The sequence below is a fragment of the Mariprofundus ferrooxydans PV-1 genome (genome assembly GCF_000153765.1).
GTDB lineage: Bacteria > Pseudomonadota > Zetaproteobacteria > Mariprofundales > Mariprofundaceae > Mariprofundus > Mariprofundus ferrooxydans.
Window position 1 is genome coordinate 33,321 of sequence record NZ_DS022295.1, and the last position, 14,561, is coordinate 47,881.

At 53.2% G+C, this 14,561-nt stretch carries 19 protein-coding genes; 3 read left to right on the plus strand and 16 right to left on the minus strand.

Annotated elements, in window-relative coordinates; all coding sequences use genetic code 11:
• The first annotated feature begins 2 nt into the window (after positions 1-2).
• Positions 3-914, plus strand: coding sequence for a metal ABC transporter substrate-binding protein (locus SPV1_RS06935; RefSeq protein WP_009850430.1), 912 nt, complete (start codon positions 3-5; stop codon positions 912-914).
• Positions 914-1,693 (plus strand): metal ABC transporter permease, encoded by a 780-nt coding sequence (locus SPV1_RS06940; protein WP_009850431.1) that lies wholly within the window; start codon positions 914-916, stop codon positions 1,691-1,693. The genes SPV1_RS06935 and SPV1_RS06940 overlap by 1 nt, the downstream gene beginning before the upstream one ends.
• Here the strand turns inward: SPV1_RS06940 and SPV1_RS06945 are convergent.
• From SPV1_RS06945 to SPV1_RS06980, 8 genes are all read right to left on the minus strand, one after another.
• The gene (locus SPV1_RS06945) at positions 1,669-3,318 is read right to left on the minus strand and encodes a peptide-binding protein (protein WP_009850432.1); all 1,650 of its coding nucleotides are present in this window, start codon (positions 3,316-3,318) and stop codon (positions 1,669-1,671) included. The genes SPV1_RS06940 and SPV1_RS06945 overlap by 25 nt on opposite strands.
• On the minus strand, positions 3,318-4,655 hold the full coding sequence (locus SPV1_RS06950; RefSeq protein WP_231288332.1) for a lytic transglycosylase domain-containing protein: 1,338 nt from the start codon (positions 4,653-4,655) through the stop codon (positions 3,318-3,320). Before SPV1_RS06950 ends, SPV1_RS06945 begins: the two co-directional genes overlap by 1 nt.
• A gap of 23 nt (positions 4,656-4,678) precedes the next feature.
• Positions 4,679-5,266: a GTP-binding protein gene (locus tag SPV1_RS06955; protein ID WP_009850434.1), complete on the minus strand. Its 588-nt coding sequence runs from the start codon at positions 5,264-5,266 to the stop codon at positions 4,679-4,681.
• A gap of 2 nt (positions 5,267-5,268) precedes the next feature.
• Complete coding sequence (locus SPV1_RS06960) at positions 5,269-5,904, minus strand: hypothetical protein (protein ID WP_009850435.1); 636 nt, start codon at positions 5,902-5,904, stop codon at positions 5,269-5,271.
• A 150-nt stretch (positions 5,905-6,054) separates the two neighbouring features.
• Positions 6,055-6,576, minus strand: coding sequence for a protoglobin domain-containing protein (locus tag SPV1_RS06965; RefSeq protein ID WP_009850436.1), 522 nt, complete (start codon positions 6,574-6,576; stop codon positions 6,055-6,057).
• Positions 6,577-6,731: 155 nt separating this feature from the next.
• Positions 6,732-7,097, minus strand: a complete 366-nt coding sequence (locus SPV1_RS06970) for a roadblock/LC7 domain-containing protein (RefSeq protein WP_009850438.1) — start codon at positions 7,095-7,097, stop codon at positions 6,732-6,734.
• A 33-nt stretch (positions 7,098-7,130) separates the two neighbouring features.
• Positions 7,131-7,880, minus strand: coding sequence for an oxygen-binding di-iron domain-containing protein (locus SPV1_RS06975; protein ID WP_009850439.1), 750 nt, complete (start codon positions 7,878-7,880; stop codon positions 7,131-7,133).
• A 26-nt stretch (positions 7,881-7,906) separates the two neighbouring features.
• Positions 7,907-8,299: a hypothetical protein gene (locus SPV1_RS06980; RefSeq protein WP_009850440.1), complete on the minus strand. Its 393-nt coding sequence runs from the start codon at positions 8,297-8,299 to the stop codon at positions 7,907-7,909.
• A 170-nt stretch (positions 8,300-8,469) separates the two neighbouring features.
• Between SPV1_RS06980 and SPV1_RS06985 the strand changes: the two genes are divergently transcribed.
• Positions 8,470-10,002: a metallophosphoesterase family protein gene (locus SPV1_RS06985; RefSeq protein ID WP_009850441.1), complete on the plus strand. Its 1,533-nt coding sequence runs from the start codon at positions 8,470-8,472 to the stop codon at positions 10,000-10,002.
• Positions 10,003-10,019: 17 nt separating this feature from the next.
• On the opposite strand, the gene SPV1_RS06990 is transcribed toward SPV1_RS06985, so the two are convergent.
• The 8 genes from SPV1_RS06990 to SPV1_RS07025 form a co-directional block, all read right to left on the minus strand.
• On the minus strand, positions 10,020-10,418 hold the full coding sequence (locus SPV1_RS06990; RefSeq protein ID WP_009850442.1) for a hypothetical protein: 399 nt from the start codon (positions 10,416-10,418) through the stop codon (positions 10,020-10,022).
• Between the two features lie 30 nt (positions 10,419-10,448).
• Positions 10,449-10,934: a roadblock/LC7 domain-containing protein gene (locus SPV1_RS06995; RefSeq protein WP_009850443.1), complete on the minus strand. Its 486-nt coding sequence runs from the start codon at positions 10,932-10,934 to the stop codon at positions 10,449-10,451.
• Positions 10,927-11,226, minus strand: a complete 300-nt coding sequence (locus tag SPV1_RS07000) for a hypothetical protein (RefSeq protein WP_155806650.1) — start codon at positions 11,224-11,226, stop codon at positions 10,927-10,929. The genes SPV1_RS06995 and SPV1_RS07000 overlap by 8 nt, the downstream gene beginning before the upstream one ends.
• 255 nt (positions 11,227-11,481) lie before the next feature.
• Positions 11,482-11,805 (minus strand): outer membrane protein assembly factor BamE, encoded by a 324-nt coding sequence (locus SPV1_RS07005; protein ID WP_009850445.1) that lies wholly within the window; start codon positions 11,803-11,805, stop codon positions 11,482-11,484.
• Complete coding sequence (rfaD, locus tag SPV1_RS07010) at positions 11,805-12,764, minus strand: ADP-glyceromanno-heptose 6-epimerase (protein WP_009850446.1); 960 nt, start codon at positions 12,762-12,764, stop codon at positions 11,805-11,807. Before rfaD ends, SPV1_RS07005 begins: the two co-directional genes overlap by 1 nt.
• Before the next feature lie 36 nt (positions 12,765-12,800).
• A complete protein-coding gene (locus SPV1_RS07015; RefSeq protein ID WP_009850447.1) occupies positions 12,801-13,214 on the minus strand; it encodes a hypothetical protein in 414 nt (137 codons plus the stop codon).
• Positions 13,211-13,603, minus strand: a complete 393-nt coding sequence (locus SPV1_RS07020) for a pentapeptide repeat-containing protein (protein WP_009850448.1) — start codon at positions 13,601-13,603, stop codon at positions 13,211-13,213. The genes SPV1_RS07015 and SPV1_RS07020 overlap by 4 nt, the downstream gene beginning before the upstream one ends.
• A gap of 326 nt (positions 13,604-13,929) precedes the next feature.
• Positions 13,930-14,535 (minus strand): TetR/AcrR family transcriptional regulator, encoded by a 606-nt coding sequence (locus SPV1_RS07025; protein WP_009850449.1) that lies wholly within the window; start codon positions 14,533-14,535, stop codon positions 13,930-13,932.
• Between the last annotated feature and the right edge of the window lie 26 nt (positions 14,536-14,561).

Genomic DNA, 14,561 nt, shown 5'->3' on the forward strand with positions numbered 1-14,561 from the left:
GAATGAATATATTCATGAAATCGGGATTGATTCTGTTAGCCGTGTCGAGTCTGGCCCTGCCGGCTCAGGCAGCCGTGCATGTGTTTGCCTGTGAGCCGGAGTGGGCTGCGCTGGCCGGTGAGTTGGGAGGATCGGATGTGGATGTCTATACGGCTACATCCGCGCTTCAGGACCCGCATCATATCCAGGCGCGACCGAGCCTGATTGCGCGGGTTCACAACAGTGACCTGGTGATGGCGACCGGGGCACAGCTGGAGATCGGCTGGTTGCCCGTGTTGCTTCGCCAGAGCGCCAATGCTGCTGTTCAGCCGGGTAATCCCGGCTATTTTGAGGCGGCCAGTTACGTGAAATTGCTGGATGTACCTACCACCGTCGACCGATCCCAGGGTGATGTGCATCCGGGCGGTAATCCGCATATCCAGACCGATGCACGCAATATGCTGTTGGTGGCTGCAGCGCTGAACAGCCGTTTGCAGCAGATTGATCCGGAGCATCAGGCGGACTATCAGAAACGTTACGAGGATTTCTCCCATCGCTGGCAGGATGCGCTGGTTCGCTGGCAGCAGATGGCGGCACCCCTGCACGGAATCAAGCTGATTGCCTATCACAAGGGCTGGGCCTATATGCTGCGTTGGCTCTCGATGCAGGAGGTGGGGACAATTGAGCCGCTGCCGGGTATCGCTCCAAGCGCGGGCTATCTGGCTGGCTTGTTGAAAAAGCAGCAGGGGCAGCCGGCTGCAATGGTGATCTATGCAGCCTACCAGAGTTCTAAGGCGTCTGAATGGTTGGGCAAGCGCTTGCATATACCGGTCGTTCAGCTGCCGTTCACGGTCGGAGGCGATGATCAGGCAGAAGATCTGTTCAGCCTGTATGATGATACCATCAAGCGACTGCTTAAAGCGGCAGGGCACTGATGGCTGAAGGTTTTACTATTCTCTGGCCTGCATTGCTTGCAGGCCTGCTGGTATTGTCCACGCATGTGCCGCTGGGGCGGGTGGTGCTGGCCCGAGGCATTATTTTTATTGATATCGCCATTGCCCAGATTGCCGGCCTTGGCGTGATTGCGGCACATTCGGCAGGTTGGGAGTCGGACGGCTGGGGTGGTCAGGCGGCAGCCGGTCTTGCCGCTCTTGGCGCAGCGGCTTTGTTCAATGTGTGCGAAAAAAAGTGGCCGGATGTGCTCGAAGCCCTGATCGGCATCGCATTCGTGCTGGCATCCAGTGGCAGTATTCTGCTGCTGGCAGGTGATCCGCACGCCGGAGAGCAGTTGAAAGATCTGCTGGTCGGTCAGATTCTGTGGGTTGGGACCGAACAGCTGATTTATACAGCTCTGCTCTATGGTCTGATTTTGCTGGCCTGGTTCGGCTATCATAAACAGCTGGGTCGCGGCGGCTTTTATCTGTTGTTCGCTATGGCTGTTACGGCATCTGTGCAGATGGTCGGCGTCTACCTGGTTTTTGCCAGTCTGATTATTCCGGCACTTGCCGCCAGAGGCTTTGCCACGGCATATCAGCTGCCGGCCGCATACGCGACGGGTTTTGCCGGATATGTTGCAGGTCTGTGGCTCTCATACGTCTATGATTTTCCCTCAGGCGCCATCATCATCTGGAGCATGGCGGGCATTGCCCTCGTGGTGTTGTTCGGACGGAGCAGGAGTGGCGATAAGGCTCAGGGTGCGATTGATGTGACGTGATACTTCTGCAGCGCTTTGGGCACATACCAGTGCTCACTGTTATAGCCGATGCCGGCAGGAGCCGGCTTGATGCCGTGGATGCGTTTACTCATGACCGGCAGTGAGTAGGGGGCAAAGAGGAATACCATCGGCAGATCGTGCCAGATCTCGGCCTGCATGTTGTCGTAATAGTGTTTGCGTTTGACTCTGTCGAAAGTGCGGCGGGCTGCATCCAGATCGGCATCCACCTTGTCGTTATGATAGGAGAGGAAGTTGAACTGGCGCGGTCCTGTCTGCGAGGAGTGCCAGATTGAGTACTGATCCGGATCGGGCGATAGCGACCAGCCGAGAATCACCGCATCAAACTGCCGCTTGTTGATGAAGTTTTCGATGAACGCCGACCACTCAACCAGTCGGATGTTCACCGCAATGCCCACCTTTTTCAGGCGCTGCTGAATGATTGTTGCGGCATCGGCACGCTGTTTGTTGCCGTTATTGGTCAGGATGGTAAAGGTCAGCGGTTTGCCGCCTTTATCGAGTATGCCGTCGCCGTTGCTATCCTGCCAGCCGGCTTGTGCCAGTAGCTGGCGGGCTCGGTTCGCATCATGGGGGCGCGGCTTGAGTTTCTTGTTGACCCAATAGGTGCCGGGTTTGTAGGGACTGGCAATGGTCTCCCCCAAGCCCAGCTGAACGCCATCCAGAATTTCCTGACGATCAATGGCATAGGCGATCGCCTCGCGTACGCGGATATCGTCAAAGGGTTTGCGCTTGAGATTAAAGCCGAGATAGGTGTAAACAAAATCCAGATATTTGTAACGGTTATAGTTCTTTTTCAGTGACTCTCTCTGCTCGAACAGGCGTTTGTATTGAATCGGCGTCAGGCCGACGGAATCGATTCTACCGGCTGAGAGCTCGAGAAACTGAGTGGCTCTGTCCGGGATAATCCGGGTCAGCCGCTCGCTGATCCATACAGGCCCGTCAAAATAGTTCGGGTTGGCCCGCATCAGAATGGACTGCTGCGCTTGCCAGTCGGCCAGCATATAGGGGCCGATGGTAGCCTTCGGGTGGCGTGAGAGATCGGTATGCATGATATCTACGCCGGCAAAGACATGCTCGGGCAGGATTGCCAGCGAAGACCACGAAGCCAGAGCCGGTGAAAACGGCTCATTATAGTGGACGACAAAGGTAAGCTTGTCCGGGATTTCGAAACCGCTAACCAGCGCATAATCGGACTTGTAGGCGCTTTGGGTATGGTCATCCTGAATCAGTTTCAGGGTGAAGCCGCAGTCTGCAGAGGTGAATGGTTGCCCGTCACTCCACTTCAGACCGGGGCGCAGATGAAAGGTGATGGTCTTGTTGTCTGCAGATATTTCCCACTTGCTGGCCAGCTGACCTGTCAGGTTCAGATCCTTGTCATATTTCAGCAGCGAGAGATAAAGCTGACCGGCAATGGCGTGACTGGATGCATCGCCGGCAATCATCGGGATCAGGTTGCTGGCATCTCCGATGCTGGCATCCACCAGCCTGTCACCTGTTGCCGGTATATCTGCAACCGCCTGGCTTGTGGTTGGTTGGTTATTTGATTCCGGTGCGCTACAGGCTGAAAACAGCAGGGCAAACAGGCACAGAAAGATGCGCGGTGCCATCAGCTGGGACTCATGCTTGCCTTGACCCAAAGGGTATCTCCGGCTCTGATCGTTCCATTGCGGGGTAAGCCGTTATAGCGGGAAATGGCTTTTGATGTCGTGCCAAAGCGCCGGGCAATGCGCCAGAGCGAGTCGCCGCGGCGAACGGTATAACGAAGGCGCTGGTGGGAAGGCAGCAGGGGATTGGCATGCGCTGAGGCGTGAGCCAGATTCCCGACAGGAACCTTCAGATGAAGACCAATGTGGATCATTTTGCCGATATGCGGGTTCAACTCTTTAAGCATCGCGACGCTGATGTGATGTTCACGGGCGATGCCCCACAGCGTGTCACCCTTGCGGACGGTTCTCAGAACGAATTGAGGGCCGGCCAGACTCATCTGCTCAAGCACCTGCTGGTAGTGCGCTTCAGCCACATGAATGGTGACTGTTTTTTTCAGGTATTGGGCCTTGTTCAGGCAGGGATTATAGCGAAATATATCATTTTCGCTCATATGGCTGAGCTTGGCCAGACGGTGTATATCGACGGGCGTACTTAACTCCAGAGGTCGGGTTTTTACAGGCTCCGGAAAAACAAACTCATGTGCCTGCGTCAGCGCCGCCAGACCAATAATATGTTGTACATACAGGCGAGCAGCAGACGGAACCGGCATGGCATCGAGACCATCGGCAGCGCTCCATGGCTGTTTGGCCAGTCGTTTGCCTACATAATTGGGGCCGAGGTTGTAGGCGGCAAAAGCCAGCGGCCAGCTGTCAAATCGCTGATGCAGTTGCAACAGATAGCTTACAGCCGCTTCGGTTGAAGCTTCAATGGATCTTCTGCCGTTTATTTTATTATCCGAACGGACACCGAGGCCATGGGCGGTGCGGGGCATCAGTTGCCACAGCCCCAGCGCCCCGGAATGGGAGATTGCATAAGGATTATAGGTGGATTCGACGGCAGGAATGACGTCCAGCGACAGAGGTGCGCCCAGACGTATCAGGGTATCGAGCATGCGCCGACGTACAAAGCGGGAGCGCTCACTGATGGTCTCCCAGCTACGCCGGTAATTCTTCATGGCCAGTTGTCGGGCTCTGGCAATATCTTCAGGCAGTAATCCGGCAAGCAGGGGGTCTGTTGCTGCAGGCTGCTCGTCTGAGTTTTGCAGCGTGTTTGACATATGCAGGTCATCTTCCGACGTGACTGCAGCGGCAGCCTGCTGCCTCTCCTGTAGCACACCCTGTTCGGGGATATGTGCACAGGCGCTTAGTAACAGCAGGCAGATTGCGGCGACAGGAGAGAGGCTATGGTGGTTGCGACAGGGACCTAATGGTACCTGTTGTTTATCGAAGGAGGTCATCAATCAGACGGATCGCTCTGTACTCAAAACAGTTCATCATAATCGTAATTATCATCGTCGAACTCTTCATCGCCGGCTTGTGCTTCCACCAGCGCATTACCCAGCAGTGTCAGCGCAAGCATTTTACTGCCCTCTTTTACACGTGCATCGACAGGGATTACCATGGTATCACCCAACTCCAGCAGCGCGGCGATTTCATCCGGAGATTTTGCCCCGGGCAGATCCTGTTTGGTGGCTCCGACCACAACAGGCAGATCCACATTCTCGGAGAAATATTCGAACATTTTTTTCATTTCCAGCATCGATTCATCACTGGTGCTGTCGACAAGGAAAATAGCACCAATGGCGCCCTTGGAGAGAATTTTCCACATAAAGTTGAAGCGGGCCTGACCCGGAGTGCCGAAGAGATGCATCTCCAGACTGTCATCGATCTTGAGTATGCCAAAGTCCAGCCCGACGGTGGTCATGGCCTTGAGTTGGGAAACCTGATCGGTGGCAGCGACGTCTGTGGCTGCAATCTGGCTATCACTGAGGTTTTGAACCATCGTGGTTTTGCCGGCATTGACCGGTCCGGTAATCACCAGTTTAACAATCTGTTTCTCTTCAGTCATGATCAGAGGCCCCTGATTCTGTCGATAATACGACTCAAAATAGATGTTTTCCTTTTCCGCGATTGCGGCGCGTTGCGCTGTAGCATGCTCTGGGTGACCTGATGATTTTCATTCCGGGGAGCGTTCATCGGCGCAATCAGGCCCAGAATGTAGGTGGCCATCATCACTCTGAGACGTACGATCTCATCGCGGGTGTTTTCCGCCTGTGAGACATAACTCTGCATGCGAAATGAGCCGTTATGCTGGTATTGCATATGCATTTTCATATAGGCGGAGTTATCCTGGAAAGCATAGCGCTGCATGGGATAGAGGCGAACTATCAGCGGGGGAAGACGCATGGTGAAACTGAGCAGGGATGCACGCATCTCCGCATTAAATGTGTAACCGGCCAGCGCCGATGAGATGGCCTGGGGCGCAAAAATACGTTTGCTGGTTAACGGATTAAAATCCGTGCTGGTCACAACATTGACGGAGTCGGCTTCAAATACTTCCCTCAGTTTTTGGGCGACTTCATTGTGCGAGCCTTCAAAGCCGGCACGCTCATAATAGATGCTTTTGGTCACTGAACCCTTTGTATAATCCAACCGTGCCGGTTTCTGGTTGATGATCATACGGCGCAGGTAAACAAGCGAATTCATAGTTTGCCCTCCATCACACCCTTTTTAATGAAGGGGAATATACAGACTAATGGCGTACTCGCAACATCAGGGGCGTTTTCAATGATGTTGCAGGAGAAAACAATTGAGATACAGCCCCCCAAAGAGGGGGCGTGCTATTGCTGGCTGATATCAACCAAAGCTCATTAGTGTTTCAAGCAGCTTCTGATTCATGCCGGTCACTTCCGACATTCTTCGCATGCGATCCTCATGATACGCGCCGATAATAATCATGGCGTCCAGATCCAGAATAGCCAGTGCTGCGGAAACGGCTTCGGGGCCCTGCTGAACAAGCGTTTCAGCAAAAGCTCTGCGCAGGTATGAGGTGACAACTTCTACATAATAGGGTGCAATCTTGGCTTTGACATGAATTTCACCAATCTTGTAGCGCCGCTCAAAATATTCATCGCCATAGGTGCCGTTGAATAGTTCGTCCATCCATATTTTATGCGTCGCTTTGAGTTGATCTATGCGGCCTGCAACAATATTGGCGGCTGTCGGATCCTTTGATAATTCAGCATAGAATGTATCGGTGATTTCATTTTGTCGCTGCATGACGGTTGCTTTAATCGTTGGCAGAAGCGGTGCATAGAGTTCATCGAATCGGGTGAACACCTTTGCTTTAATGAAGTTCTCTTTTGTCAGGTTTGACATGTGCCGGGTCCTTTATCTGTGATGAGTGTGGTTTTTTAGATCATGGCTTTGCTGATGTTCGGAACAGGCACGAAAATCCGCTCACTGGATCATAAGCGTTATCAGGAAAATCCGCATGCCCCCTGAGTTGCAAGAGGCATGCGCATGATCCGGCATTAAATAATCTGGCCCAGTTGTGACTGCGCCTGTCTGGCTTCGAGCAGTACCAGTCCGAGATTTGCGCCCTTGGAAACAGTGATAATCAACGCTGCACGACTTTCGATGTCAAACAGCAGAATGCCGGCGTTGGTGCCGCGAATATTCACCTCCTGAAACTCGCCGACCTTGAGAGTGGTGGTCACGCGCTTGGCCAGGCTGCCGAGAGCCGCGCCCATGGCTGCTGCTGCATCTCCCTGATCGCCACCCAAATGATCCGCAATCATCATACCATCGGGACTGATGACGCCGAGTCCCTTGATGTCTGAGGTGGCCATTTTCAGTTCATTGAGCACCGCATCGATTTTTTCCTGTTTAGTCGCCATATCTGTCTCCTCTCTGTTTTTTTGTTGAATGGTTTATGCCGGTAGTTGATACACGTCTTGCATGGCTTCAGCGCCGGGTTCGAGTTTTTCCACCCAGTCGATAAAGTTGCTGCACATCTGTTTGCCGCGAAAGATAGCGCCGTGTTGCGGTGCGATGATCTCGATATCCAGACCGCGTACCATTTTAGCCCAAAGCCTGCATGCTGTACTGCTGGCCATATAGCGGTTGTGAAAGCCCGCCATATGAGTTGTGTGCGCATCAAAATCCTCGACAAATCGATAATCAACGAGTGCCGCTCCCAGGTCCCCGGAATAGAGAATCTTTGATAGCGGATCATAGACATGGAAATTGCCCGCCGAGTGCAGGAAGTGGGCTGGAATGATCAGTAGTTCACAACCGTTCAGATTGATTCTCATGCCTTCGTCGGGAATGGTTTTCATTCGATCCATGACGCTGCCGTCGACGCCAAAGTGGGCGACAAAACGCCGCCATATCGCGGACATATAGGCATCGGCTTCTGTGACCATCAGCCAGCCGTTGATCGAGGCGACAATATCCGGATCCTGATGGGAGAGGAACAGGTATTCCAGCGCCGATGGTGACAGAAATTCCGGCATGGCGGCAAATATTTTTGAATAGACCTTGTGTCCGCCGGGATCGAGCAGCATGCCCTTGCCGTTATGGATGATCAGATGTTGATTTGCCGAAACCATTTCGCCTTCTGTGAAATCCTCGAAAAAGATGTTCCGGTGTCCATCCTGTTCATATAGTACATCTGCCATGTGCGGGGACTCCTTTTTCCTGCTGGTTATGAGTAAGCATTCATCGCTTCGGCTATGCGGTCTCTGAGTGTGTTGAGCACCTGTTTGATACGGGGCGGAACTGAGGTTGTATCCAGAGCCAGCACATAGGGTGTGCCGTTAATCTCCACGTCTCTGAGAACCATCAGGTGACTGTCTTCCAGAATCAGGGCGATACAGGTGATGCTGTCGTATTCACCAAGGCGTGCGGCATGATTGCCAACCCGGATCAGTTCCGGCGCAATAGCCGCCATCCCGGCATGAGAAATTTCGCCGGCATGGCAAACGGGCAGGCCATCATGATCAGCCAGCAGCAGCGAGCGCAGGCCATATTGCTGGCAAGTCTCTTCCAGTATACTGCGAAGACGTATATCCAGTTTGATTGATGTGTTTTGCTGCAAGCCTGAAGTCCCCCTCCTGACAGTGGGTAATATAACCATAAGTCGGGCGTGGTTTCCATAAAAAAGAATTATTGGCGCACCGGGTATGATGCAATTCTGTGTGCAGGTTTGACCTGATTCACATCATGCAGTAGTGATGCTCTGGTTGTGTGGTGGCAGGGGTGGCAATCATGGATGTATTGATCATGGGTAGTCTGAGCGGCAGGCACATTGCGGATGCTGCACAGATTCTAAGTCTCGCGGAACTTGAGCCCGTTCGGCTGACGCATCAAGGTGCGTACACGGGTAAGCCGGGCACGCGTATTCACAGCGATGGCAGGATGGTGCTGAAAATCAATGAGAACCGTCGCTTTCCATCTGCCGATGTGGCGGAGAGGTGGTGCGATCTTCAGTTGCAAAAAGAGAAGAACTACGCGATTTATCATCCGGACAGAACCTGGCTGGTTCTCACTGATAACGGTCAGTGCCTGACAGCAAACCTGACGCCACAACTGGTGCCGCTCCACCAGCTGGACTTTTCAGAGATCGGTAAAGAGGAGCGTGTCCGGTTGCTGACTTGTGTGCTGGATTGCTACCTTGATTTTGCCCGCAGGTTCAACTTGAAGCTGGATGACGGCTTGTCCAACTTTGCCCTTTGTGAGGCTGGCGAGGGCGGAATCTGTTATCTGGACGATGATATCTACCCATGGGACAGCTTTACCTCGCTCTCCGCCATGCTCGGTAACTGGCTGAGAACATCTGCATCGTTATCTCTGGATGCGGATGACTGGCGGCAGATGGGCGTGTTGCTCAAGCCTTTGCTGCGCACGCATTCGTCGGATGCCGGTGATATGGTGTGTGAGTCTCTCAAGGATCAAATTGTCGGTAGTCATGAGGCGCTGAAGCAGAGTTTTTTACAGGCTTTGTGTGCGAGGCATGCGGCAGCTGCTGTTGATGATGCCGAGGCCTGGCCTGTGACGGGGGAGGCGATCGGCCTGATTGCCGATATCCATGCCAACCTGCCGGCACTGGAGGCTGTGCTCAGGGTGCTGGATCAGCGCGGCATCAGACAATATCTGATGCTCGGAGATGTTGTCGGCTATGGACCGAATCCGAAGGCGTGCATTGACCTTGTCAGGGAACGCAATATGTACTGTTTGCGCGGCAATCATGATCATTATGTGGCGCATCAGGGGGATGTCAGGGTTGCGATGGGAATCATGGCCAGACGTACCGGAGACTGGACGGTCGGAGTGCTGGAAGAGAGTGACCGGCAATGGCTGGGAGGGCTGCCGGTGCGCTACCGCAGTCATGACTGGATGGCGGTGCATGGAGCGCCGGTGGATAAAAGCTTTTTCAATGCCTATGTCTATGAGATGACGTCGGAGCGAAATCTGGATTTTCTGGTTGATTCGGGTATAGGGCTCTGCCTGCATGGACATTCACATATTCAGGGCATTTATGCGCGTTCCGGCGGGCGGGATATGCCGTTTACCTGTCCTGAGAGGGTGGTGTTGAAGGGGTTGGATGCGGCGCTGCTTTGTCCGGGTTCGGTAGGGCAGCCGCGAGGTGGCAAGATAATCGCTCAGGCTGGTATTTTTTATCCGCATAACCTGACGGTGGAGATGTTGTCGCTGAACTACGATATTACCCCGCTGATTGAAGATATGCAGCGCTTCGGTTTTTCGCAGGATCTGATTACGCGCACACGTGAGGGGCGTTAACTCTCCAGTGGTCAGGCTTAAGGGCAGAGGGGCGCTGCGGTTTTCAATGCATCCCGGGTCGCCATCCATCCTGCGCCGAGACTGGTGGTGATGCGTGTGATAAAGACCAGCAAATAGTCCGGTTTATCGGGGATGACAGCCATGAAATGGTATGTGCCGTCGGTGGTCATCTGGATTTCCCTGATGTGATATTTCAGCTCATCGCCACGTTGAGCAGCCATCATGGTTTCAACAGCGGTAATGGTTTTGCCGCGAAAGATATCCACTGCGGCTGCACCAACCGCATCAACATAGGATTGGGTGAAATAGGGTACATTATGGTAGGCGCCGATAATCAGACCGCTGGTCAGATCGACCACGGCGGCAGCCAGGCCGCCATCCACGTCGTTGACCAGGTTTTCCAGTGTTTGATTCATGACTCCCCCCTCCATGGTCAGGGCCGACTGTTATCTGTTCTGTGCTTCCTGCATCACGCGTTTGACCAGCTCTTCCAGCAAGGCCGGTTGCTTTTGTGTCGCCGGTTTGCTCTCTTCGATCTGCTGCTTCTCCTGTTCAGACTTGCTCATCAGATCAATAATGATTTCAACCTCTTTTCTGGCGTGGCCAAGCAGCATGCCCAGTTTCAGTTCACTGCTACCCATTAGTGCAAGCAGCATATCTGTACCGGCGTGAATCAGAGCTACGGTATGACCGCGCGACTGGGTGACAACCTGAATGCACTCTTCGTCGTCGCCGCCCTGGATGGCAAGTGCATCGCCAAGCGAAAGCATGGATGAGCACATGGCGGCAATGGCATCTGCCTCTATATCAACGCTGGCGGCATAGGCCACAGGCAAGCCGTCCACGCTGCATAGCAGGGCTGCATTCAGGTTGGCTTCTCTGGCAACAAGTTGCTCAAGCTCATCCCGGCAGGCTTTTTTATATTTATCCAATCAAGTGCTCCTTATAGCCATGGCCAAGCAGGGCTCTGGCTACACAGTCAACAATTTTCCGGATCAGGCTCTGAACGCCGGCCGGAACCTTGCGACACAAAATTGAGAGATAGACAGATTCACCATCGAGCTTGGTTTCATGCATAATCAGCATGCGGCCGCGCTCGAGTACCAGCGCACTGCACACCGGTACGCCCATCTGACCGATCGCGGCCATTTTACTGGCATTTTCCATGATGGATGAAGAGTAGGGCGCAAAATCTTCGCCGGGCGAAGCGCCGACTTCAGCCATTAGCAATCCTTCTTCGTTTACGACCATGATGAAAATAAGATCCATCTCCAGACGCAAACGCTCAAGCTCATCATGAAGTGAAATATTCTATCTCCTTGTAAAACAATGAAAAACGAACGTAACTTAAGTTATTCCCGATTTTCTGTCAATATTGTCCAGCCTTTGTGCGTAGCGGAAATGATCCGGTGCGAAGTCTAATATACGGCGGCGCTCATCGCTATTTAATCATCAGTGATATGGATTGAAAAGAGGCGATTATTGACTCTTCTCGGGTCCATGACCAAGGCCGAATCGCTCGATGCTGAGGGCGCGTTTGGCATCGTCGTAGGTGACTTCCACCCTGCGTTTTACCATTTCTCCGCTCTTTTCATCTTTAAACTCTTCGTAATAGACGGCTTTGTTCGGGTGCATAACGTCCTTGAGCACCGGTGAGCCGAGTGCCTGTTCGATATGAAATTTGGTGTCGCCCTGTTTGATCAGTGCGGCATTGGTGAGATCAATTCTGTTGCCCTGATGGATCGGCTCGGCGGTACAGGCTGCCAGCAGCAGGGTGGTAATCATGATGGTCAGGTATCGCATCAGGCGGTCTCCAGTGGGCCACGATGGCCTTTTTCCAACAGGGTGATGTACTCTTTCATACCGTTCTCCAGCGACCACTCCGGCTGCCAGCCAAGCAGTGCGTGACTATCGCTGACGTCGGCCTCCGTGTGATTCTGGTAAAATGTATGCGGGTTATCCATATATTCAATCTTCGCATCAATGCCGAGTGTCTCTGCAGTGATATGAACAATGTCATTGAATGTTCTTGCCTGACCTGAGCCCACATTGCATACGCCGGAGCGTGGGGCATTGAGTGCGGCCAGATTGGCATTAATCACATCGCGGATGTAGACAAAGTCGCGCATCTGTTCGCCATATTTGAACAGGCGCGGGTTACGACCGGACTTCATCTGCTCGTAGAGCTGCAGGATCATCGATGCCGTTTTATTGCCATCTCTCTCGTTCTTGTGTGTTTCGCCGGGACCGAAGACGTTAAAATATCTCAGCCCGATCAGCGGGGCCGGGTGACGGTCATACCAGCGGTAAGCGATACGATCCATGGCCAGCTTGGAAAAACCGTAGATATTCTCAGGCTCTTCACCCGATCCGACCTTGTTGGGTGCAGGGGAGTTCCCGTAGGTGCCGGCCGATGAAGCATAGACCACGCGTGTGCCGGACATGCTGCTGGCTTCCAATAGCATGGCAAATGCATTGGTGTTAGCCTCAATCATCAGCCGTTGATTCATGACGGTTGTGTCTGTGATGGCGGCTTCATGATAAATGGCAGAGAAAGCGCCATCCGCGATTTCATCGAGCAGGGCCGGGTCATCGCAGTTGCAGGCGCGCACTTCACAGTCCACATGCACCAGGTTGCGCCAGTCGCCTGAGGAAAAATCATCAACAACGAGCACATCGGTTGCCGGTCGCTTGCACAGTGCAGCTGCAATATTGGAGCCGATATAGCCGGCTCCGCCGGTTACAAGAATTCGTTCACGCATGGTATCTGTCCATCACCTGTTTCATGTTTTGGTCACTCAATGCTGTTGGGCCGTATTACTGTTGATCCACTGCTGTTGCAGCGCAGCCAGGGCCCGGCTGGTGGCATCGTTGCACAATCGGTAGCCCAGCTTCCTGTTGACCCGGTCGGTGATTGTGTCGGGGGAAAGCTCAAGCATGTCGCGCTCGCTCAAGCCTGCCTGGGCAAGGATGCGCGAGATCCAGGAACCCAGCCCGGCAAGTTGATGAATGCGGGTAATACGAATTAATTCATCACACCGTTCAGGGGTGACCTGATTACCGGTAGCTGCTGATAACTCGGCCGCATCACTATCGGCAAAGGAGCTGACCGGGCGGCATAATAGCTTGAAGATGACCCACTCGCTTTCAGTGAGGAAATCCTTGTCTTCGTGTAGCGGAAATGCGCCCGGCAACGTCTGCACATTACTCATTCGGTGTACGCAGTCGGGCCGGTAATATAAGCGCCTTTCATAGCCCACTTGGTGATTTTAGCCATGGTTCGGTTGGCATGGGTGAGGTTGGCACGGCGCAATTTGGCGCCGGTCAGGTCGGAATTATACAGATTAGCCAGGCTCAGATCCGCGCCACGGAAATCACTTTTTTGCAGGTTACAGTCCGAAAGGTCGCTCGAGGTCAGTTTGGCATCGCGAAAGTTGCAGCCGGAGAGATCACAACCGGAGAGGTCCGCGCCGCTCAGATCCTGACCGGAAAAGTCGAGGCCGGAGAGGTTTTCTCCATGTACCGCCTTATCTCCCTGCAGATTCTTTAGCACCATCTCTACATCCATATTTCCTCCGGTATCCCGCATACGGGCATGCATAATGGCAAAAGGCTACGTACACACCGGTTTGGCGCAAGTGATAAACCCGTTTGAGTATGTGTTGCCAGGCTCTGGAGATGCGCGGCAAGGGGCCGAGATGCGTCCAATGGCATCATTGGTCGTACAGAATATGAGTGGTCTGACGCTGACATCGTTATCTGGAGAGCTGGGCTGTGATCTGTCTGTTCTGAGCCGGGCAGCAGGAAGGCTTTCGTATATGGATGTCAGTCGACGATCAATTGCAAACGAAGACGGAGAAAATTGTAAGAAGGCTTCATGTGTCAATGAGTTAAGCCTGACCCGGTTATAACTCTTTGGAAGAATGTTCAGGTAGTAATAATCCCCTGGAGTAGCGATTCGGTTGCATTGAACATCAGGGTGTTGAGATTATTTGGTTGTGAAAGCCATGACTGGATAAAGAATCCATCCATGCCGCCAACGAGCAGGTAGGCGATCGCCTCTGCATCAACATCGCTCTTGAAGATGTGCCGGACTTTTCCTCGCTCGATGATGCCGATGATCATGGTTCTGTATTCGTCGTACATGGTCGCAAGGTCTTCGGCGTAGTCGTTACGCATTCCATGTACGCTGGCGGCAGCCCAAAAATCGAGAAACAGTGGTACGAACTCACGGTGGCGGATGGCGACCTCGGCCCAGGCAGCCGTGATACGCCTGATTTGTTCCACCTCATCTTTGGTGTCATCAATGGCACCCTGCATCACCTCTTCTGTCATTTTTCCAAACCAGCGAAATACTGCGCCGAAGAGCGCCTCCTTATTTTTGAAATAGATGTAAAGCATTCCCTTGCTGACCCCAGCCTGTTCGGCTATCTCATCCATAGTAGTGGCTTGATAGCCACGTTTGGCAAAGACCTCAATGGCTATCTCCAGTAGTTCCGCTTGTCTCTGTTCCTTGTCTACCCGCTTTGCCATGATTGCTCCGTAACATTGACTGACCA